A 19,967-nucleotide genomic window follows, 5' to 3' on the forward strand; every position below is an offset into this window, starting at 1 on the left:
GAAGGCGTATGAGATCGCACAGTCGGCGCCGCGACCGCTCAGGACGCCAGGTGCTTGTCGAGGAACGCGAGCTGGTCGGCGATGACGCGTTCGAACGCGGCGTCGACGTAGATCGCGAAATGCCCCTCGGGATAGGTCTTGACCTCACCGAGGGGCGCTTCGGCGGCGTAGCGCAGGGTGGGGCCGGGGGGTGCCACCGAGTCGGTCTCGCAGACGCAGAACAGGATTGGGCATCGCACCTGCGCGGCCAGCCGGCCCGGTCGGTAGGTCATGATCTTCAGTCCGACCCGGGCGGCGACCTCGTTGGGCAGCTGTGTCCCCTCGGGGACCAGCCGCATATAGCCGGGATATGCGTCGGGCGTGCTCATCAACGCGACCTCGCCCGGATTGCCCGCTGTGGCGACCATTACCGGCGGCTTTCCGAGCCGGGCGGCGACCAGGTCACGAACTCCCAACGCCGTGACGCGTGCGGCGACCAGTGGATTCAGCACCCGCAGCGACGCGATGCCGTCGGTAAACGGACATTGCGCGACGACGGCGGCGATGCCCGGCAGCCTGGCTGCTGTTGCGATCACGTGGCCACCGCCAAACGACGTGCCCCACAGGCCTATTCGATTGTGGTTAATGCCCGGCAAAGTGCGGGCGTAGGCCACCGCCGCGACCCAGTCCGCAAGCTGCATTTTGACGTCGAGGAGCTGGCGCGGCTGCCCCTCGCTGTCGCCGAAGTTGCGGTAGTCGAAGACCAGACAGGCGTAACCGGCCGCACTGAAGCGTCCGGCGTAGGCGTCGAGCCGCATCGTGCGCACCGCGCCCAGCCCGTGCGCCATGACCAGCAGCGGCGCGTCGCCGGCGCTGTCCGGCCGGTAGAGCCAGGCGCTGAGCCGGTCATGATTGGAGTTGAACCAGACGTCCGTGCGCATGTGCCGCATCATTCCGTACCGTGGCGTGATACGAAAGACGGCGGAGGATGCGGTGAAATCGACATTGCTCTCAAAGCGAGACCTGGACTTCTTGCTCTTCGAGTGGTTGCGAATCGACGAGCTGACCAAGCGCGAACGCTTCGCCGAGCACTCTCGCGAAACGTTCGCCGACGTGCTCGAGTTGTGTGAGGAGTTGGCGGAGCGCTACTTCGCGCCGCACAACAAGAAGAGCGACGCCCACGAGCCCAGTTTCGACGGCTCCACGGTCACGATGATTCCCGAAGTGAAGGAAGCGCTCGAGGCGTTCGCCGCCGCCGATCTCACGGGTATGGCGATGGACCAGGAACTGGGTGGAGCTCAACTGCCCGCAACGGTGGCGCAAGCCGGCTTCGCGTGGCTCTCAGCCGCTAACGTCAGCACCGCCGGTTACGTGATGCTCACGATTGCCAACGCGAACCTGATCGCGAAGTTCGGCACGGCCGACCAGGTGGCGCGCTTCGTCAAGCCGATGCTGACCGGCCGGTTCGCCGGGACCATGTGCCTGTCCGAGACGCAGGCCGGCTCCTCACTGGCTGACATCACCACCCGCGCCGAACCCCGCGACGACGGCGGCTATCGGCTGTTCGGGTCGAAGATGTGGATCTCCGGTGGCGATCACGAACTGACCGACAACATCGTGCATCTGGTGTTGGCGAAGATCCCCGGCGGCCCGGCCGGCACCAAGGGCATCTCGTTGTTCATCGTTCCCAAGTACCTCGTCGGCGACGACGGCGCGGTCGGCGAGCGCAACGACGTCGTGCTGGCCGGGCTCAACCACAAGATGGGTTTCCGCGGGATCACCAACACCGTGCTGAACTTCGGAGAGGGCACCTTCCGGCCGGGCGGTGAACCGGGCGCCGTCGGCTACCTGGTCGGCGAACCGCATCGCGGCATCAGCCAGATGTTCCACATGATGAATGAAGCCCGCCTCGGTGTCGGCATGGGCGCGATCGCGCTGGGCTACACCGGTTATCTGAAGTCGTTACAGTACGCCCGTGAACGACCTCAAGGGCGGCCGCCAACAGCGAAAGACCCGGCGGCGCCACAAATTCCGATCATCGATCATGCGGACGTCAAACGCATGCTGCTGGCCCAGAAATCCTACGTGGAAGGCGCCATGGCGCTGGCGCTGTACTGTGCCAGACTGGTCGATGTCCAGCACAGCGCGGAATCGGCGGACGAACTCGACGAGGTCACATTGCTGCTGGACATCTTGACGCCGGTTGCCAAAAGCTGGCCATCGCAGTGGTGTCTGGAAGCCAACAACCTCGCGATTCAGGTGCACGGCGGCTACGGCTACACCCGCGAGTACGACGTCGAACAGCACTACCGCGACAATCGCCTCAACCCGATCCACGAGGGTACACACGGAATCCAGAGCCTGGACCTGTTGGGCCGCAAAGTCACCCAGCGCAACGGTGCCAGCCTGAGTGCACTCAACGACGCAATCTCCCAAAGCGTCGGTGCCGCCGATGCGGCCGGCGGCGAACTTGCCGAGTTCGCCGCGCAACTGGATGCCGTGAGCCGGCGCTTGACGGCGGTGACGATGACGATGTTCGGATCCGGCGACATCGACGCCGCATTGGCTAACAGCGCGATCTACCTCGAGGCCTTCGGGCACATCGCGATCGCCTGGATGTGGCTCGAGCAGCTGTTGGCCGCCCACGGCAAGACCGGCGACTTCTACGACGGCAAGCGCCAGGCCGGGCGTTACTTCTTGCGGTACGAATTACCCAAGACCGCACCACAACTCGACCTATTGGAGAGCCTGGACCGGACCACCCTGGAAATGCGCCCGGACTGGTTCTGATCAGATGAGTGTTCTGCAGGCGCTGATGGCGGCGGTCGGCGCCCCGCACGTCAGCACCGATCCAGACGTACTGGCGAATCGCAGCATCGACAACACCGGCCGGTACCGTGGCCGGGCCAGTGCGCTGGTACGGCCGGGCACGGCCGACGAGGCCGCCGACGTATTGCGGCTCTGCCGCGATGCCGGGGCGCACGTCACCATCCAGGGCGGGCGCACCTCGCTGGTGGCCGGCACCGTGCCCGAGTACCACGACGTGCTGCTATCCACCGAACGTCTGTGCCACGTCAGCGATGTCGACACCGCCGAGCGCCGCATCCGGGCCGGGGCCGGGGCCACGCTGGCGGCGGTACAGCGGGCCGCCGGTGCTGCGGGGCTGCTCTTCGGCGTCGACCTGGCCGCGCGTGACAGCGCCACCGTCGGCGGCATGGCCTCCACCAACGCCGGTGGGCTGCGCACCGTGCGCTACGGAAACATGGCCGAGCAGGTGGTCGGATTGGATGTCGCGCTGCCCGACGGGACGGTCGTGCACCGACACAGCAGCGTGCGCGCCGACAACACCGGCTATGACCTGGCGCACCTGTTCGTCGGCGCCGAAGGCACATTGGGTGTCATCACCGGGCTGGAACTGCGACTGCGCCCAATCCCGTTGCATCGGGTGACCGCAGTGTGCGGATTCTCCGAACTGGCCGCGCTAGTCGATGCCGGACAGCGGTTTCGCGACCTCGACAGCATCGCGGCGTTGGAGCTCGTCGATGGTCGGGCCAGCGTCCTGGCCGGCGAACGGCTGGGCATCGCCGCGCCGGTAGCCGGGGACTGGTTGCTGTTGGTGGAACTGGCGGCCGATCACGACCAGACCGAGCGGCTTGCCGACGCGTTGGCGGACGTGACAATGGACAGCGAGCCCGCAGTCGGCGTCGACATGGCCGCGCAGCAGCGGTTGTGGCGGGTGCGAGAATCAATGGCCGAGGTGCTCGGCGTGTATGGCCCGCCGCTGAAATTCGATGTTTCGCTGCCGCTCTCGGCGGTCGCCGGGTTCGCCGCCGACGCTGACACGCTGATCCGCCGCTGCGCCACCGATGCCATCCCGATACTGTTCGGGCATATCGGCGAGGGCAATCTGCACCTCAACGTGCTTTGCTGCACATCAGACGCGGAAGCCGCGCTCTACCCGGCGATGATGCAGTTGATCGCCGATTGCGGCGGCAACGTCAGCTCCGAGCATGGCGTCGGAAGTCGCAAACGCCGCTACGTCGGGATGTCCCGCGAGCCCGGCGACATCGCAGCGATGCGGACCATCAAGGCAGCTTTCGACCCGGCGGGCTATCTCAATGCCGCGGTGCTGTTCGATTGATGCCCACCGCGTGCCGCAACTGGGCAAGGAACTGATCGGCGTCGTCGCTTCGCACGATGTAATGCGATATCGCCACCCGAATGGCCGTCGCGGCCTTCACCGCGCCGCCCGGCCCGGGCATCAGCCGCTGCAGCCCGGCCCGCATGATCGGTATGACACGCGAGAATTCGGCGATCACGTGCTCGGGTTCGATATCGACCATCCGCACTCCGGTGTAGGAGTGCTGGTAGTCGACAATGAATCGTAGTGCGGCGTCGAGCTTCTCGACGCCTTTGAGGCCGGCCGTCGCCCGGCTCAAACCGCTGTCGAATGTGTGCCGCTCATACCGCGAGAATGCGGTCAGCAATTCGTCTTTCGACGGAAACCAGCGGTAGAGCGTCGGGCGCGAAACGCCGGCTTGGCTGGCGACGTCCGAAAGGCTGAGCTTGCGCTTGCCGTTGCGACCGAGCACCTCGGCAGTGGCGGCCAGGATCCGCTGTTGGGTCGAGGTGTCGCCCCCGGACATCGTGTCCACATCCGCACCTTTACAAAATATTGTTGAAGTGTCACCCTCTCCTGGTGCCATCCTCAACGGCCCCTGTGATTCTAAAGCGTGTCACCCACGATCTCGGTGTAAAGCGGGACAGATGACCGGGTACAGCGCTGTCGACATCACCTCACACGAATTCTGGAGCCAGCCGTTCACCGTCCGAGACGAGAGGTTCGCCCGGCTGCGCGCAGCTGACGGACTGAGCTGGCATCCGCCGCTACCGTCGCTGTTTCCGATGGAGGAACCAGGGTTTTGGGCGCTGACCCGGCGCGAGGACATCGTCTACGCCAGCCAGCATCCTGAGCTATTCAGCTCCGCCCAAGGTGTGGCACTGGATCCGATGCCCGCCGAAGTCCAGCGCATCGCAACCTTTTTCCTGACGATGGACCCACCGCAGCACACGGTGTATCGGCAGTTGATCAGCTCGGCATTCACGCCGCGAAACATCAGGCTGATCGACGACCAGATCCACAAGAACGCGGTCAGCATCGTCGACGACCTCATCGGTGCGGGCGATATCGACTTCGTCACGGCGTGTTCGGCGCGGCTGCCGATGATGACGATCGCCGACATGCTCGGCGTCGCGCCGTCGGATCGCGAAACCGTCGCGAAGGCCGCCGAGAAGCTTTTCAGCATGAGCGATGACGAATACAGCACGTTGGAGGAGCGGGCCGCCGACACCGTCAACGAGATGATCTTCTTGAGTAATTGCGGCATCGAGTTGGCCAAGTTCCGCCGACGCCATCCCGCGGACGACCTGATGACCAGCATCGTCAACGCCGAAGTCGGCGGCCACCGGTTGACCGACGAGGAAGTGGGCGCCTTTTTGGTGCTGCTGGCGTCCGCCGGCAATGACACCACCAAACAGACCACCACCCACGCGATGATGGCCCTGGCGGCCAACCCCGGCCAGCGGGACTGGCTGGCAGCCGACTTCGACGGGCGAATCGGTTTGGCCGCTGAGGAATTCGTGCGCTGGGCCACGCCGGTGATGCAGTTCGCCCGGTTCGCCACCACCGACACCGAGATCGCGGGCCAGCCGATCAACGCCGGCGACAAGCTGGGGCTGTTCTACTGCTCGGCCAACCGCGACGAGAACGTCTTCAGCGAACCGCACACCTTCGATCTGCAGCGCTCACCCAACCCGCACCTGGGCTTCGGTGGCGGCGGTCCACATTTCTGCCTGGGCAACCGGCTGGCCAAGACCGAGTTGCGCCACTTGTTCCACGAATTGCTGACCCGCCTGGAACGGATCGAGTTTGGCGAACCGGATTTCCTCTACAGCAATTTCGTGCACGGCATCAAGCGGGTTCCGGCGTTCGTCCGGTAGCTAACCGCGGCGGCGCACCAGCACCGACTGCTGGATGCCGCCAACCGCGCCGTGCTCGTCGAACAGCGTGCCGATCGTCGTGCCGATGCCGTCGGGCCCGTAGTTGGTTTCTGCGCGGATGCCGATCCATTCCCCGTCGGGAACCCGGTGTATGTGGACGACGAGATCGGTGTTGAGAAACGTCCACTTCCTGATGTCGAGTTTGGCGCCAATGCCGTTGGCGTCGTCGGCCACCGCGAAGAGCCGCTCCAGCTGAGTCATCGTCTCGCCCTTGACGAGATCGACCGTCGGGCTGATCCACGATTCGCCGGGACCGTCGTTGAGCGGTGGGGTCAGCCACCGCCAGTCGAGGCTGTGCACATAGTTGCGGTCCCAATCCTTTTCGAGGTTGCGGCTGCGCGCTTCACCGAGCGGACGAAGCGGCGGTTCGGCGGCTCGCGTCACATCGTGGGTGTCCTGCTGCGCTAACCGCCAGCCGCTGGCGCGGGCGACCGGCCGAGGCCGGCCGTCGGGGCCCGGCGCCAGCATTTCAGTGCTGACCAATTCGATCTGTTTGCCGGAGCGCTCCAGTTGCGAGCGCACCCAGAAGTCGCCCTCGGCGGGAACGGGCCCGAGCAGGTCGACGACCACCCTGCTCAGCCGGGTGTCGTCGCGCTGATCGCACCGCTCGAGGCCACGCACCAACAGCGCCGACACCGGTGCGGCGTGCTGGATTGCCGCCGACCACGTACTGCGCACCAAGTCGGTCGCGACGAACTTCTCTCCCAGCGGGTCGGTGGCGTCGATCAGTTCGTAATACGAGTCGGTCATCGTTCACCTTTCAGGGCAGGCCGGCGCCGGGGATGTCGACGGTGACCGTGTCGAGGCGGGAGAGCCGGGTGCCGATCAACCTCTTGGGGTAGGCGTCGGTGCTCGACAGTAGAAACAGCGTGCGGCGCTCGGGCCCACCGAGCGTGCAGGCGATCGCGGCGCGCTCACCGATGTCGATGCGGTCAGTGACGGTGCCGCCGTGGGTAATTCGCTCGAACTGGTGCGCCAGCGTCATCGACGTCCAGACCCCGCCCGCGGCGTCCAGCGTGATGCCGTCGGGTGGGCCGTCGAGGTTGTCGGCGAATACGTGCCGGTCGGTGAGCCCGCCGTCGCCGTCGATGCGGAATCCGGTGAGTCGGCGGCCGATCGACTCGGCGACAATCAAGGTCTGCCGGTCCGGTGTGATCACCATGCCGTTGGGAAAGTCCAGATCGCCGGCCACCACAGTCACCGAACCGTCGGGGTCCAGCCGCACGATGACCCCGCCGTGGAAGGCCTGCGAGCCGATGTATGCGCGTCCGGCCTCGTCGACGACCATGTCCCCGAGGCTGGCCGGTACGGCATCGGCGAGATCCGCTGCGGTGGTGATTGTTTCACCGTCATAGCACAACACCAACCGGTCTTCAGTGGAAGCAATCAGCAAGGATCCGTCGGGACGAAAACCGAGCCCGGACGGAGTGTGACCGGGTAGCGGCAACGTCGTCATCGATCCGCCCAACGTGACGGTGTGCACCGCCTCGCCCAGCATGTCGGAGAACCACAGCAGGCCTTCGAACCAGCGCGGTCCCTCGCCGAAGCAGAACTCCTTGGCCAGCGGTGTGAGCGTCATTGGAGTTCTCGTGCGACGGCGGCGTGGTACGCGTCGATGTAGGCAGGGTTGACGATGCGGAAGAAGGCATCCGGGAGCGGGGCTTCTTTGTCGGCTTCGATCGTCATCGTGCGGGTGAACAGCGTGACGCCGTGGCCAGGGTTGGTGAAGTGATATTCGATCGTCATGCGGCCCGCCAAACCGCCGTTGCCGTCGTGATCGTGGCCCAGCCGGCCGACCGAGTTGAACACAAACAGCTTGGGCCGCATGGCGATGGCCAGATGCCAGGTAAACAGTTTGTCGCCGGCGGGACCCGCTTCCACCCAGGTATCGCCGACCTGGAGCGGGACTTGCGGCAGATCGCCGATGTGCGCGCTGCCGGGGTAGGTTTTCGTCCAGTTGGCCGGATCGGTGACGAAGTCGTAGACGGTCTCGGCGCAGTGGGTGAATGCCGTTTGGGAGCTCGTGGTGACGATGCCCAATCTGATGCCTTTCTACGCAGGTGGCCGGCCTGGCCGCTAGCTTTACATATATGTTCGAAAGTGTCACGCTGTAAGCCATGACGACCGAAGCCGATCAGACCCAATGGTCAGTGTCCGGGCTGCTTGAGCTGTTCGATGTGCGAACCGACGGTACCGACCGGTTCACCGGCGACACCGGCCTCGCCGGCGCCGACGAGCGTCAGGTGGTGGAGGGCACGCAGGTGCTCGCGCAGGTGATTGTCGCTGCGGCCAAACGGTTCCCGGAGAAATCGGTGCGTTCTGCGCATGCGGTGTTCGCCCGCGCCGTGACGGTGGGGCCGCCGGTCGAGTTGGAGATCGACGTGGTCCACGAGGGCCGGTCGACGGCCACGGCGGTCGTGGCTGCCGTGCAGAATGGTCGGCGCTGTATGACGGTGACCGTGCTGGCCGACGTCTCCTCGGCAGATGTCATCAGCCATCACCTTTCCCGTCCCGAGGTCACTGCGCCCGCCGACGCCAACGTCTCGGAAATGCCGATGGTCGGACGACAATTGCGGCTGGTCGACGTCGTCGATGTCAACAGTCCCGACGAGGTGGGCCCGCCGGAGTTGTATGCCTGGCTGCACTATGACCCGATCCCGACGCGCGACGAGCTGGCCAAGGCATTGATCGCCTACTTCACCGGTCATCTGGGCATCTCGACCACGATGCGCGCCCACGCGGGTATCGGCACCAGCCAGTCGCATCTGACGGTGTCGACCGCACCGATGACGGTGACGGTCAGCTTCCACGAACCGGTGCGCTGGGACGGCTGGCTGCTGTACTCGCACGAAAGCACACAGGTCGGCGCGGGCATGTCATATATCCGCGGCACGGTGCACACCGAGGAAGGCGACCTGCTCGCGTCGTTCACCCAGGAAGCATTGATCCGGCCGATGCGGGGCAGTGACACCGCGATCGCCGTCCAGTCGCGGATATAGCGGTGTACGCGGCTTCAGCCGCACCCGACCGAGCCTGCGAGTAACGCGCCGAGACTGCCTTCACAGCGCGAGTTTTCGCCACGAGTGACTGTGGCCGCAGTCTGGGTGGCGGCCTATCTGGCCGACGGCAGTTCTGCGATGACGTCGGCCCGCGCCGCGTCGAAGCTCAGAAAACCCTTGATCGGCAAGCTTTCCGGCGGCGGGTCCGGGTAACTCCAGGCGACGTCCTCCACCACGGCGTCACCGATGACTACCCCCCAGTAGGTCGCATACCCCTTGTAGTTGCAATAGGTCGAGGTGTCGGTGCGCCGCAGCAGATCCGTGCGAACCAACGACGGGTCCACGTAGAGCCGCGGCGGCAGCGCGGTCTCGAACACGATCACGGTGTCGTCGGTGTCCACCAGCGTCGTTCCCCGAACGTCGACGCGTAACCGCCGTCGCGTCGGGCGGCAGTCGACCCGGTGATACGGGTTCGGCGGATAGTGCACCAGCGTGCGGCCCTCGTCCAGCCAGGTGTCGACCGCGTCCCAGGGCACCGTGACATAGCCGGGGGCCTCGGGCTCGGGCGCGCTGGGCAAGTCGCCGACCTCGTCGGCGGGAAAGGCGTAGGACAGCGGTCGATTCCGGCGGTGTACCAACAATGCAAGTTCGGTGTCGATAACGGTGTGTCCGCCGAGAAACGCTTGCACGCGGCGCGGATGCGACTCGACGTACACCAGACCGTCGGGCAATGGTGCCGAGAACCGGCCGGCGGGCTCATCGCTCAGCGGCCCTCTGCCGGCAACCAGGCTCATGTCCACACCATAGTCGATACTTGCAGTATGGCGCCAGTAGCGCCATAATGGCGCCATGCCGAGTGTGCAGATCAAAGACGTGCCGGAAGAGACGCACCGGGTCCTGCGTGAGCGCGCTGCTCGCGCGCACCAGTCGTTGCAGGAATACCTCCGCAGCCGACTTATCGCTGAAGCAGGTCAGCCGACTCTCGATGAGGTGCTGGACCGGCTTGCGACCCGAAAAGGTGGCTCTGTGTCATTTCGCACCGCAGTAAACCACCTTCGGGACGAACGTGATCGTCGTTGATGCGAGCGTATTGGCCGTGGCCCTCGGCGATGACGGTCCGGACGGGCAACGCGCGCGGCATCGCTTGGCGGGTGAAACCTTGGCTGCACCTGAACTCGTGGACCTTGAGGTCTTGTCAGTGTTGCGCCGTCAGGTTACCGCTCGAGTGATGCCTGCGCGCCGAGCATCCGAGGCGACAGCCGATTTGGCCGATCTGGCGCTTTGGCGCTCGCCTCATCGGCCGCTGCTAGAACGGATTTGGCAGCTGAGACACGCCATTACGCCTTACGACGGCGCATACGTGTCGCTGGCGGAAGCGCTGGGCGCAGTGCTGGTAACCGCAGATGCCCGCCTAGCGCGAGCGCCCGGGGCGAAATGCAGAATCGAAGTATTGAGCTGACGCACTGCCGATCAGCTGTCGCCGTTCAGCGGCGATCTCAGCCCGACCGCGTGGCGAAGCTGCGCCAGGAATTGATCGGCGTCATCACTGCGCACGATGTAGTGCGCGACGGCGACCCGGATGGCAGTGGCCGCCTTGACCCCTCCGTTCGGCCCCGGCAGTAGCCGCTGTAGCCGCGCCCGCATCACCGGAATCACGTCGGCCAGTTGGGAAATCGTGACTTCGGGTTCGACGTCGACAACCCGGACCCCCGAGTAAGACTGCTGGTATTCGACGATGAAGCGCAACGCGGCCTCGAGCTTGTCCGATCCGTGCAAGCCGGCGGTTGCGCGGCTGATACCACTGTCGAACATCTGGCGCTCGTAGTCGCCGAAAGCGTCGAGCAGTTCTTCTTTCGACGCGAACCATCGGTAGAGCGTCGGCCGGGAAACCCCGGCCTGCAGCGCGACATCGGACAAGCTCAGCTTGGTCAGGCCGTTGCGGCTGAGTACCTCGGCAGTGGCCACCAGTATCCGGTCCCGGGTGCTCACGACGACAGCGATTTCTCGAGCAACGCCACCGTGTCCAGATCCGTCAGGGCCGCGACGCCTCGCCGCACGCCTTCCAGCGCGATGCTTTCGGCTTGCATGCCGCCCATGCCCGCGGTGATCAACGGCGCCACATAGGCATACAGGGCAGCGGTTCGGTAGCGCTCCCACAACTCTTCGCGATCGAGGAGCGGGCCGCCACTCGCCGCCAGCGTTCGACGATATTCGTCGAGCAATTCGCGCTCGCTGGCCTGGCGGTCGGCGGTGGTCATGCCGGTAATCAGGGTGTAGGCGAGCTCGCGGGTGGGATGTCCACGGCGCACAGCCTGCCAGTCAAGCAGTCCCGCCGCTCCGTTTCGGAAGTAGACGTTGCCCGGGTGTGCGTCACCGTGCACCACCGTGTGCGGCGGCGTATCGATCAATTGCGCGACGGCACGGTAATTCTCGTCGATGAAGCGACCGGCTTCCACAGGTATCGACGTGCGTTCGGCCAGCCGGCGGGCGGATGTTTTGAGCAGAGTGCCTGTCAGCAGCGAAGTGTGATCACCCGATGCGCTATAAACCCAGCGAGGCAGGCGCCCCCAAAACGTTGCGTGCAGCCGGGCCAGCACCTCCACGACCAGACCGGCTTGGTCTTTGTCCAGCGGATGCAGGGTGTCGGGAAACTCGCACTCGTCGACCGCCAGGTCCTCCAGCACCAACACGTAGCGGCCGGTCAGCAAGTCGAACGCCGACCCATACGAGTGGGGAACCCCGACCAGCCCCGAGGACAGCTCGCGGTAGAACCGGACCTCGGTGTGCGCGAGCCGGCCCAGCTCACCCATCAGCCGCGTGGCCACCGTCTGCGCCGTCATCTTGACGAACACCGATCCCGGAACGCCGTCGCCGCGCAGCGCCAGCCGCGCCCGTGACGATGTGCCCGAGTCGCCGGCGATGAGCGACACCGACGACACGGGTCTCCCGATGAGCCGGGACAGCACCGTCGGGTTGAGATCTGCGAGCCGCCGCGGAAACGAGCGGAGTCCGCCGACGAGTGCATCGGTGGCCACCCGCTGCACCCCCCGGCCCAGGTGGGCGGCCAAACCCGCGGCGGGCACCGCGCGGCGGATCGTCCGGGCCGCCGCCGATGAAATCCCGGAATTGCCTGCCACCGGCCGCTAGCCTCCTAGGTCCGCGAGGGTATCCGCGTAGTTTACGAACCAGCGCAGAAGTGTAAAGAGTTTCGTCGAAATCATCGGAGGATCCGCGTGGCTGGACCACTGGAAGGCACGAAGGTCGTCGAACTCGGCGTCTGGGTGGCGGGCCCGGCGGCGGGCGGCATCCTGGCCGACTGGGGTGCCGACGTCGTCAAGGTCGAGCCGCCCGCCGGTGATCCGGGGCGCACATTCGCCCGGATCCTGGGTGGTGGGCTGGACACCAACCCGCCGTTCGAAATGGACAACCGCTCCAAGCGCAGCGTCGTCCTCGATCTCACCGGCGAGCACGGCCGTGCTGCCGCACTCGAATTGCTCAGTGACGCAGACGTTTTCCTCACTAACGTGCGCCCCGGCGCGCTGCACCGGTTAGGGCTGGACTACGAAACGGTGGCCGTCGACAATCCCCGTTTGGTTTACGGCTTGATCACGGGGTACGGGCTGACCGGACCCGACGCCGACCGCGCCGCCTACGACGTCGCGGCCTACTGGGCCCGTGCCGGCCTCGCTCATCTGCTGACGCGCCCCGGAGACACGCCGCCGTTTCAACGGGGCGGCATGGGTGATCACACCGTGGGCATGACGCTGGCCGCCGGGGTCTGCGCCGCACTGATCGCCCGCGCGCGCACCGGCACCGGTCAGCTGGTGACCACCTCGCTGTACCGGCAGGGCGCATACACGGTCAGTTTCGACCTCAACACGTTCCTGCTGACCGGCCAGTCGATCGCGATCGGCCAACGCGAGTCGATGGGCAACCCGTGCATGAACAATTACGTGGCCGGTGACGGGCGGCGCTTCTGGATTGTCGGCCTCGAGGGGGAGCGGCATTGGCCGCCGTTGTGCCGGGTGGTGGGTCGCCCGGAGTGGCTGTCCGATCCGCGCTTCGCACGGCCGCGGTCCCGTGCGGCGAACGCTGCCGCGTTGATTACCGAGTTGGACGAGGTCTTCTCCGCCAAATCGCTGGCCGAATGGGCGGAAATCTTTGCTCGCGAGCCGGACTTCTTCTGGTCGCCGATCAACACGATCGAAGACGTCGTGGCTGACGACCAGTTTCACGCGGCGGGCGGCCTGGTGAACGTACCGGACGGGGCCGCAGGCGTTTCCATGGTTGCGACACCGGTCGACTTTCACGGCACGCCGTGGGCGCCGCGCCATACCGCACCGAACCTCGGCGAGCACACCGATGAAGTCCTCGCCGAGTTGCAATCAAGTCGAGACACCTAGAGGCTTTACAGATTCGCTTAAAAATGTCACGCTGATGACCGATTGCGGTGCGGTCCCACTGCAGCCGCTCAGCCCCGTTACGCACTGAGGATGATGCGATGACGACGTCGACCGTGATTAGCGTTGCGTCAAAGCCCCGTTCACGCCGAAGCGAAGACGCCCGGCAAAGCCCGAAGTATCGGCTTGATGTTCTGGCGTCCGACGTTGTCGACGTGGTGTGCTCGGCCGGCGGTTGGTTGTTCGACCGGGTGATGGCCGGATGGGAGGTCAATGTCCTGTTGCCGCAGAACCAGGACGTTCGGCCACTGCAAATCCTGGGGGTGCGCTGCTTGGATCTGCACACTGAGCTGAGCACACCACTGGCCGGATCGGGGCTGGCGGTCAGCGCCGGGGCCTTGGCGGTGGACTCGCGCATTCGGGACGCGGTGCTCGAGGCACTGGACCACAGTCTGACCGACGTCACGTTGTGGGGTGACGATTGGCCGTTGGCGGTCGATCGTCGGACAGCTGCCGCACAGCACGTGCTCAGCGCGGCCGCACGGTCTTTCAAACGCCACGCGCTCGCGGCGGCCGGGACGGCGTTGCCGGTCGGCCCCACCGAGAGCTTGCGCAGCCACCTCAAAACGTGTTCGCCGGTCGGTTCGGAACTGATCCTGGTCGATTGATGCGCACGTACCACAACCACACGCTGCTCTATCTGCACGAGACCATCGCATTGGGCTGCGGGCGCAGCGACCGCTTCGCCGAGGTGTTCACCGACAGCTACCAGCCGATGATGACCGACCTCGGCGCCCGGCTGTTCGGGATGTGGGAAACCAGCACCTACAACGGTCACTGGCCGCAGGTCACCGTGATCTGGGAAATCGACACGTTCGCCGACTACGCGCGCATCGGCGCTGCGCAGGCGCGCGGCGGCAGCCACGAGGCGCAGGCGGCCAAGTGGTCGGCATTCCTGTCGGAGATCGCAGCGTCAGGGGAGGGCCGGATCATGTATCCGGGGCCCAGCAACAAGACGCTCACCCAGCTGCGCGAGGCGAACTTCGATGCGACCGTGGTGATCCAGGAGATCATGCAAACCAAACCCGGACGTCAGGACGACTACATCCGTGAGCTGGAACGGCTGTACGTGCCGTGGTCGGAGCGGACCGGAAAGCGCTGGCTCGGCTCGTTCACCACCACCTTCCGCTACAACGAGGTCATTCATTATTGGGCGCTGGATGGCGGCTGGGAATGCTTCGCCGAGCACTACCCGTCCTGGAAGGAGAACCCGCCCGCCGAGATCGTCACCTGGATGAGTGTGGCCCCCGCGTTGCGCGACGGTTGGGAAGACTCGATCCTGCAGGCGCTACCGCCGTCGCCGCTGCAATGACTGCGGCACAGAGCTTTACCTACGACCCGTTCGATCCGGCGGTGATGGACGATCCGCTGCCGTACTACTGGGAGCTGCGGAATCACCACCCGCTCTACTACATTCCCAAGTGGGACACCTACGCTGTTTCGCGGTTCGAGGACATCTGGCGGGTATTGGAAGTCAACGACGGAACCTTCGTCGCTTCTGAGGGAACCCTGCCCGCTGCAACGGTTTTGGCAAACCACAACGACGGACCGGTGCCTGACCCGCCGTTACATCCGCTGCCGTTTCACGCCATGTTCGACGCGCCGATCTACGACGGCATCCGCCGGGCGCACGGACGGCCGCTGCGCCCGCGATCGGTGACCCAGTACGAAGCGCGAATCCGTGAGCTGGCCAACCAGCGGCTGGATGAGTTGCTACCGCGTGGACGCCTAGATCTGACCCAGGACTACGGCGGCATTGTGGCCGCCGCGATGGTGTGCGACTTGCTGGGCCTGCCAACAGATCTGGCGGCAGACATACTCGCCGCGGTCAATGCCGGCAGCCTGCCCCAGCCCGAGGCCGGAGTCGACACCGCAACGGCTCGCCCCGGTTATCTGGAATACCTCACTCCCGTCGTCAAGCGCCGGCGTGCGAGCTCGTCCGACGGTGAGCTACCGGTCGTCGACGGGTTGTTCGACTACCGACTGCCCGACGGCAGCGCACTCGACGACGTCGAGGCGGCGACCCAGTTGCTGTGCGTGTTGATCGGCGGGACGGAGACCGTGCCCAAAATCGTCGCCCATGGACTGTGGGAACTCGGCCAGCACCCGGCTCAATTGGCGGCCGTGCGGGCGGATCCGGAAAACAACGTGCCTGTGGTGCGTGATGAGATGGTCCGCTATTGCGCACCGGCGCAATGGTTTGCGCGGACCGCACGAAAACCGTTCACGATGCACGGCACCACACTCCGGCCGGGACAGCGGATCATCACATTGCTAGCGTCGGCCAACCGCGACGAACGCGAATATCCGCAGCCCGACGAGTTCATCTGGAACAGGCCCATCAAACGATCGCTGGCTTTTGGGCGCGGTCAGCACTTTTGCCTGGGCTATCACCTCGCCCGCCTCGAGATCGAGATCCTGGTGCACGAGTGGCTGCGGCGAGTGCCCGACTACCGGATCATCAGCGAAGCCGCATTCCGGCCGGCGTCCAGCTTCCAGTGGGGCTGGAGCAGCGTCCCGGTGGAGGTCTGACGTGTGGTCCTACCGAATCGTCGCTCCCTATCAGTTCGAGCGGACCGCCATCGACGACAAGACCCCGGAGTGCCTTGGTGATCGCCAGGTGTTGCTGCGGTTCTTGGCAGCCGGAGTCTGCGGCAGCGATCTGCCGGCGTTTCGCGGTGTGCGGGGCCGGCTTCCGGGAGACGACGGCCGCAGCGGCGCCGAAAAAGACGGCTACCCGATCCACGAAGTCGTCGGCGAGGTGATCGCCAGCCGCCACCCCGAGCACCGGCCCGGGGACCGGCTGGTGGGTTGGGCGTCCGGGTTCGACGGATTGATGGAACGGGTGGTCAGCGACGGCGACGGCCTCGCCCCGTACGACCCGGCGCTGACACCGCAACAAGCGATCGGCCTGCAGCCGTTGGCGTGTGTGCTCTACGCCGTCGAGCAGCTGCCCGCACTGGACGGTCGCACCGTCGCAATCCTGGGGCAGGGATCGATCGGACTGCTGTTCTCCTATGTGGCCAAGGCGGCGGGCGCCCGGCACGTCACCGGCGTGGACCCCATCGACCGGGCCGGCGTGGCAGCAGCATTCGGCGTCGACACCATGGTGCGCGCCACCAGCGACCGGTGGGTCAGCCAGCTGGCCCGAAATGACCGGGCCGACATCGTCATCGAAGCCGTCGGCCATCAAGTCGCCACCCTCAGTCACGCCATCGACGCCGCCGCGCCGGGCGGCACGATCTGCTATTTCGGCGTCGCCGACGACGAGAGCTATCCGATCAGCATGCGCACCATGCTGCGCAACAACCTGACGCTGAAATCCGGTGTCACCTTGGAACGCCGGCGGGTTTTGGACCTCGCCAACAAGTTCGCCGCCGAGCATCCCGAACTGCTCACGACCTATCTCACCCACACCTTCGACATAGCCCATGTCCAGGACGCTTTCGAGCTGGCCTGTCGCCCGGCCCCGGAGCGCGTCAAGATTGCGATCGCAGGTTCGACATGACCGGAAGCCGGCTGCGACAGGCGTTAAACGAGAAAACTCCGCTGTGGGGCGGCTGGGTCACCGGGCCGACACTGATCGGGCCCGAGGAATTCGCCCGCGCCGGCTACGATTACGTCGGTCTCGACACTCAGCACAGCTACCTCGGCGATGCTGACGTCGCCGCGATGTTGCGCCGCCTGGAGCATGTGCCGATCGCCACGGTGGTGCGAGTGCCCTCGGCCGACCCGGCACCGATCGGGCGAGTGCTCGACGCCGGTGCCGACGCTGTCGTCATCGCGATGATCGAATCGGCCGACCAGGCCGCCGCCGCCGTTGCCGCTACCCGATACCCCCCATCGGGAGTGCGCAGCTTCGGACCGTTGCGGCCGAGCCTGGGCCGCGACACTGCCGAGTTAGAGTCCCGGGCAAGCGTATTCGCGATGATTGAAACTGCGGCAGCACTGGCGGACCTGCAGCGGATCTGCGCTGTCCCAGGGCTTACCGGTATTTACGTCGGACCCGCCGACCTCGCGTTATCCATGGGCGTGCCGGTCGCGGCAGCATATAGCCATCCAGACGTGCGCGAGGCGATGGCCACGATTCATCGCGCGGCCTCGACGGCGGGCCTGGTCACTGGAGTGCACGCCGGAAGCGGGACGACGGGCCGCGTCATGGCCGAACTGGAATTTCACATGATCACCTTGATGTCGGAATCCCAAGCCTTGCGGTGCGGTGCACTCCAGCATCTTCACGAGGCAACGTCGCCATGACAACGGACGACCGCGTCGCCGTGGTCACCGGCGCCGCCCGCGGACAGGGCCGGGCCATCGTGGAACGACTGCGCGCCGACGGGTTTCGCGTCGCGGCCGCTGACATCAGCGCCCCGGAACTGATCGCCGCCGTCGACGCGATGCACGACGACGCGGTGATCGCGGTTGCGCTCGACGTGACGTCGGCGTCTCAATGGGGCGAGGCTGTCGCCACGGTCGTCGATCGGTTCGGGGCGTTGAGCGTGTTGGTCAACAATGCGGGCGTGCTGCACCGGGCGGCCATCGACGAGGAATCTGTCGAGGGGTTCGAAACCGCTTGGCGGGTCAATTGTCTGGGCGCATTCCTGGGTATCCGCGCCGCGCTCGATCAATTGCGGACCGCAAAAGACGCGGCCATCGTCAACACTTGCAGTACCGGCGCGATCCGGGCCTTTCCGCGACACGCCGCATACGGCTCCTCGAAGTGGGCACTGCGCGGGCTTACCCAAACCGCGGCGGCCGAACTGGCCGCATCGGGTATCCGGGTCAACGCGGTGTTTCCCGGACCGATCGCGACGCCGATGCTCGACGATGTCACTCAAGCACGGTTAGTGGCAACGTCGGTGTCCGGCCGTATCGGGCAGCCGACCGAAGTCGCCGACGCGGTCGCCTTTTTGGTGTCGGAGAAGGCGTCGTTCATCACCGGCGCCGAACTCGTCGTCGACGGTGGGCAATGCCTCGCAATTCAATGACTGTCGGCATCATCGGGGCCGGGCCAGGCGGGTTGGCTTTGGGAATATTACTGGCCCGCGCCGGCTTTCACGACTTCGCCATCTTCGACCGCGAGGACGGCGTCGGGGGAACATGGCGAATCAACACCTATCCGGGGCTGGCCTGTGACGTGAAGTCACATCTGTACTCCTACTCGTTCGCGCTGAACCCACACTGGTCCCGGCTGTGGTCCGGCCAGCCGGAGATCCTGGCGTACTTCGAACACTGCGCCAAACACTATGACCTGAACCGGCATTTGCAGCTGGGCACCGAGATACGTTCGGCACAGTGGAACCCGAATTCACAGCAGTGGCGGTTGACCACCACGACCGGCGAGCACCATTGCTTCGACATGGTGGTCTCGGCTGTCGGACTGTTCACCCGCGCGGTACTGCCCGACCTTGTCGAGGAGCAGCCGTTCACCGGAACGGTGCTGCACTCGTCTCGGTGGGACCATTCCGTCGACCTCGAGAACGCGCGCATCGCCGTCCTGGGAACCGGATCGACCGCCGCGCAGCTGGTGCCGGAGCTGGCCAAGGTCGCCGCCAAGGTCTATTCGGTGCAACGCTCGGCGACCTGGATACTGCCTAAGCCGGATCGTCCGTACAGCCCGAGGGAGCGTTGGGTATTCGCCCACATCCCGATGGCGAAGAGGCTGTACCGCACCCGGTTATGGCTACGCAGCGAGGCGAACATCTCCGTGATCGAGCATGGCAGCGACAAGACCCGGGAATTCACCGACATCGCCTTGCGTCTGCTGGAAAAGACGATCGACGACGAACAATTGCGCCGCAGGTTGACTCCTGACCACCCAATGGGCTGCAAGCGACTGGTCTTCTCGTCGGACTACCTGGCGGCGCTGGGCCGGCCCAATGTCGAGGTCCTCGACAGCCCGGCGCGGTTTCTGCGGGCCCGGTCTCTGGTGACCGAGGACGGCACCGAACGCGACGTCGATGTGGTGGTGTGCGCCACCGGCTACGCCGCCGCCGACTATCTCGGCGAGATCGACGTGGTCGGCGAGGGCGGGAGAACGTTGCGTGACGTCTGGCGCGACGGAGCCCACGCCTATCTGGGCATGGCAGTACCGGGATTTCCCAACTTCTTCACGCTGTACGGCCCCAACACCAACGTCGGGTCGAACAGCGTGATCTTTGTGCTGGAAGCGCAGGCGCGCTACATCGTGCGGGTGCTGAAATATCTGCGGCGCAAACGTAAGTCGTACGTGTCGGTGCAGCCCGCCGCGATGGTCCGGTTTCTGGCCAAGATCGACCAATGGATGCAGGGCACTGTCTGGACCACCCGGTGCAGCAACTACTTTCGCGCGCCCAACGGACGCGTCGTCACGCAGTGGCCGCGCAGCGCGCGCGCCTTTTGGGGAATGACACGGCGATTCAAGCCCGCCGATTTCACCTTTGACCCGGTACCTGCCGTCAAGCCAACCGCCCACCTAGGAAGCGGCTAG

Annotated in this window: 22 protein-coding genes; 14 read left to right on the plus strand and 8 right to left on the minus strand. The window is 65.6% G+C overall.

Going from position 1 to position 19,967, the window contains the following annotated elements:
* Nucleotides 1–38 precede the first annotated feature (38 nt).
* Nucleotides 39–929, minus strand: a complete 891-nt coding sequence (locus tag AC5Y42_RS18825) for an alpha/beta hydrolase (protein ID WP_499900105.1) — start codon at nucleotides 927–929, stop codon at nucleotides 39–41.
* Nucleotides 930–972: 43 nt separating this feature from the next.
* Here AC5Y42_RS18825 and AC5Y42_RS18830 point away from each other — a divergent pair, with 43 nt between their 5' ends.
* Nucleotides 973–2,769, plus strand: coding sequence for an acyl-CoA dehydrogenase (locus tag AC5Y42_RS18830; protein WP_499900106.1), 1,797 nt, complete (start codon nucleotides 973–975; stop codon nucleotides 2,767–2,769).
* Between the two features lie 4 nt (nucleotides 2,770–2,773).
* Complete coding sequence (locus tag AC5Y42_RS18835) at nucleotides 2,774–4,120, plus strand: FAD-binding oxidoreductase (protein WP_499900107.1); 1,347 nt, start codon at nucleotides 2,774–2,776, stop codon at nucleotides 4,118–4,120.
* Here the strand turns inward: AC5Y42_RS18835 and AC5Y42_RS18840 are convergent.
* Complete coding sequence (locus AC5Y42_RS18840) at nucleotides 4,095–4,625, minus strand: TetR/AcrR family transcriptional regulator (RefSeq protein ID WP_499900172.1); 531 nt, start codon at nucleotides 4,623–4,625, stop codon at nucleotides 4,095–4,097. The two genes, AC5Y42_RS18835 and AC5Y42_RS18840, sit on opposite strands and share 26 nt — an antisense overlap.
* 121 nt (nucleotides 4,626–4,746) lie before the next feature.
* Here AC5Y42_RS18840 and AC5Y42_RS18845 point away from each other — a divergent pair, with 121 nt between their 5' ends.
* Complete coding sequence (locus AC5Y42_RS18845) at nucleotides 4,747–5,979, plus strand: cytochrome P450 (protein WP_499900108.1); 1,233 nt, start codon at nucleotides 4,747–4,749, stop codon at nucleotides 5,977–5,979.
* Here AC5Y42_RS18845 and AC5Y42_RS18850 read toward each other — a convergent pair whose 3' ends face one another.
* From AC5Y42_RS18850 to AC5Y42_RS18860, 3 genes are read right to left on the minus strand one after another with little or no spacing between them, the layout of a single operon-like run.
* On the minus strand, nucleotides 5,980–6,789 hold the full coding sequence (locus AC5Y42_RS18850; RefSeq protein ID WP_499900109.1) for a thioesterase family protein: 810 nt from the start codon (nucleotides 6,787–6,789) through the stop codon (nucleotides 5,980–5,982). It abuts the gene before it with no gap.
* Between the two features lie 10 nt (nucleotides 6,790–6,799).
* Complete coding sequence (locus tag AC5Y42_RS18855) at nucleotides 6,800–7,618, minus strand: SMP-30/gluconolactonase/LRE family protein (protein WP_499900110.1); 819 nt, start codon at nucleotides 7,616–7,618, stop codon at nucleotides 6,800–6,802.
* Nucleotides 7,615–8,079 carry an SRPBCC family protein gene (locus AC5Y42_RS18860; RefSeq protein WP_499900111.1) on the minus strand — a complete coding sequence of 155 codons (465 nt, stop codon included), beginning with the start codon at nucleotides 8,077–8,079 and terminating at the stop codon, nucleotides 7,615–7,617. Before AC5Y42_RS18860 ends, AC5Y42_RS18855 begins: the two co-directional genes overlap by 4 nt.
* 77 nt (nucleotides 8,080–8,156) lie before the next feature.
* Here AC5Y42_RS18860 and AC5Y42_RS18865 point away from each other — a divergent pair, with 77 nt between their 5' ends.
* Entirely contained in the window at nucleotides 8,157–9,038 is an 882-nt protein-coding gene (locus AC5Y42_RS18865) for an acyl-CoA thioesterase (RefSeq protein ID WP_499900112.1), read from the plus strand.
* Nucleotides 9,039–9,151: 113 nt separating this feature from the next.
* On the opposite strand, the gene AC5Y42_RS18870 is transcribed toward AC5Y42_RS18865, so the two are convergent.
* Nucleotides 9,152–9,832 (minus strand): DUF427 domain-containing protein, encoded by a 681-nt coding sequence (locus tag AC5Y42_RS18870; protein WP_499900113.1) that lies wholly within the window; start codon nucleotides 9,830–9,832, stop codon nucleotides 9,152–9,154.
* Nucleotides 9,833–9,887: 55 nt separating this feature from the next.
* Between AC5Y42_RS18870 and AC5Y42_RS18875 the strand changes: the two genes are divergently transcribed.
* Together AC5Y42_RS18875 and AC5Y42_RS18880 are read left to right on the plus strand one after the other, a co-directional pair.
* Nucleotides 9,888–10,118 carry a FitA-like ribbon-helix-helix domain-containing protein gene (locus AC5Y42_RS18875; protein ID WP_499900114.1) on the plus strand — a complete coding sequence of 77 codons (231 nt, stop codon included), beginning with the start codon at nucleotides 9,888–9,890 and terminating at the stop codon, nucleotides 10,116–10,118.
* 16 nt (nucleotides 10,119–10,134) lie between these two features.
* Complete coding sequence (locus AC5Y42_RS18880; RefSeq protein ID WP_499900173.1) at nucleotides 10,135–10,497, plus strand: type II toxin-antitoxin system VapC family toxin; 363 nt, start codon at nucleotides 10,135–10,137, stop codon at nucleotides 10,495–10,497.
* A gap of 11 nt (nucleotides 10,498–10,508) precedes the next feature.
* Here the strand turns inward: AC5Y42_RS18880 and AC5Y42_RS18885 are convergent, their stop codons facing one another.
* Nucleotides 10,509–11,027 (minus strand): TetR/AcrR family transcriptional regulator, encoded by a 519-nt coding sequence (locus tag AC5Y42_RS18885; RefSeq protein ID WP_499900115.1) that lies wholly within the window; start codon nucleotides 11,025–11,027, stop codon nucleotides 10,509–10,511.
* Nucleotides 11,024–12,175: a phosphotransferase gene (locus tag AC5Y42_RS18890; RefSeq protein WP_499900116.1), complete on the minus strand. Its 1,152-nt coding sequence runs from the start codon at nucleotides 12,173–12,175 to the stop codon at nucleotides 11,024–11,026. The genes AC5Y42_RS18885 and AC5Y42_RS18890 overlap by 4 nt, the downstream gene beginning before the upstream one ends.
* A gap of 96 nt (nucleotides 12,176–12,271) precedes the next feature.
* Between AC5Y42_RS18890 and AC5Y42_RS18895 the strand changes: the two genes are divergently transcribed.
* From AC5Y42_RS18895 to AC5Y42_RS18930, 8 genes are all read left to right on the plus strand, one after another.
* Nucleotides 12,272–13,441, plus strand: coding sequence for a CaiB/BaiF CoA transferase family protein (locus AC5Y42_RS18895; protein WP_499900117.1), 1,170 nt, complete (start codon nucleotides 12,272–12,274; stop codon nucleotides 13,439–13,441).
* A 98-nt stretch (nucleotides 13,442–13,539) separates the two neighbouring features.
* On the plus strand, nucleotides 13,540–14,106 hold the full coding sequence (locus AC5Y42_RS18900; protein ID WP_499900118.1) for a hypothetical protein: 567 nt from the start codon (nucleotides 13,540–13,542) through the stop codon (nucleotides 14,104–14,106).
* Nucleotides 14,106–14,810 (plus strand): NIPSNAP family protein, encoded by a 705-nt coding sequence (locus AC5Y42_RS18905; RefSeq protein ID WP_499900119.1) that lies wholly within the window; start codon nucleotides 14,106–14,108, stop codon nucleotides 14,808–14,810. The genes AC5Y42_RS18900 and AC5Y42_RS18905 overlap by 1 nt, the downstream gene beginning before the upstream one ends.
* Complete coding sequence (locus tag AC5Y42_RS18910) at nucleotides 14,807–16,030, plus strand: cytochrome P450 (RefSeq protein ID WP_499900120.1); 1,224 nt, start codon at nucleotides 14,807–14,809, stop codon at nucleotides 16,028–16,030. The genes AC5Y42_RS18905 and AC5Y42_RS18910 overlap by 4 nt, the downstream gene beginning before the upstream one ends.
* Nucleotide 16,031: 1 nt before the next feature.
* Complete coding sequence (locus tag AC5Y42_RS18915; protein WP_499900121.1) at nucleotides 16,032–17,006, plus strand: zinc-binding dehydrogenase; 975 nt, start codon at nucleotides 16,032–16,034, stop codon at nucleotides 17,004–17,006.
* Nucleotides 17,003–17,755, plus strand: a complete 753-nt coding sequence (locus tag AC5Y42_RS18920) for an HpcH/HpaI aldolase family protein (protein WP_499900122.1) — start codon at nucleotides 17,003–17,005, stop codon at nucleotides 17,753–17,755. The genes AC5Y42_RS18915 and AC5Y42_RS18920 overlap by 4 nt, the downstream gene beginning before the upstream one ends.
* Complete coding sequence (locus AC5Y42_RS18925) at nucleotides 17,752–18,486, plus strand: SDR family NAD(P)-dependent oxidoreductase (RefSeq protein WP_499900123.1); 735 nt, start codon at nucleotides 17,752–17,754, stop codon at nucleotides 18,484–18,486. The genes AC5Y42_RS18920 and AC5Y42_RS18925 overlap by 4 nt, the downstream gene beginning before the upstream one ends.
* Entirely contained in the window at nucleotides 18,468–19,967 is a 1,500-nt protein-coding gene (locus AC5Y42_RS18930) for a flavin-containing monooxygenase (RefSeq protein WP_499900124.1), read from the plus strand. Before AC5Y42_RS18925 ends, AC5Y42_RS18930 begins: the two co-directional genes overlap by 19 nt.

The sequence above is a fragment of the Mycobacterium sp. NGS48 genome, from assembly GCF_059812585.1.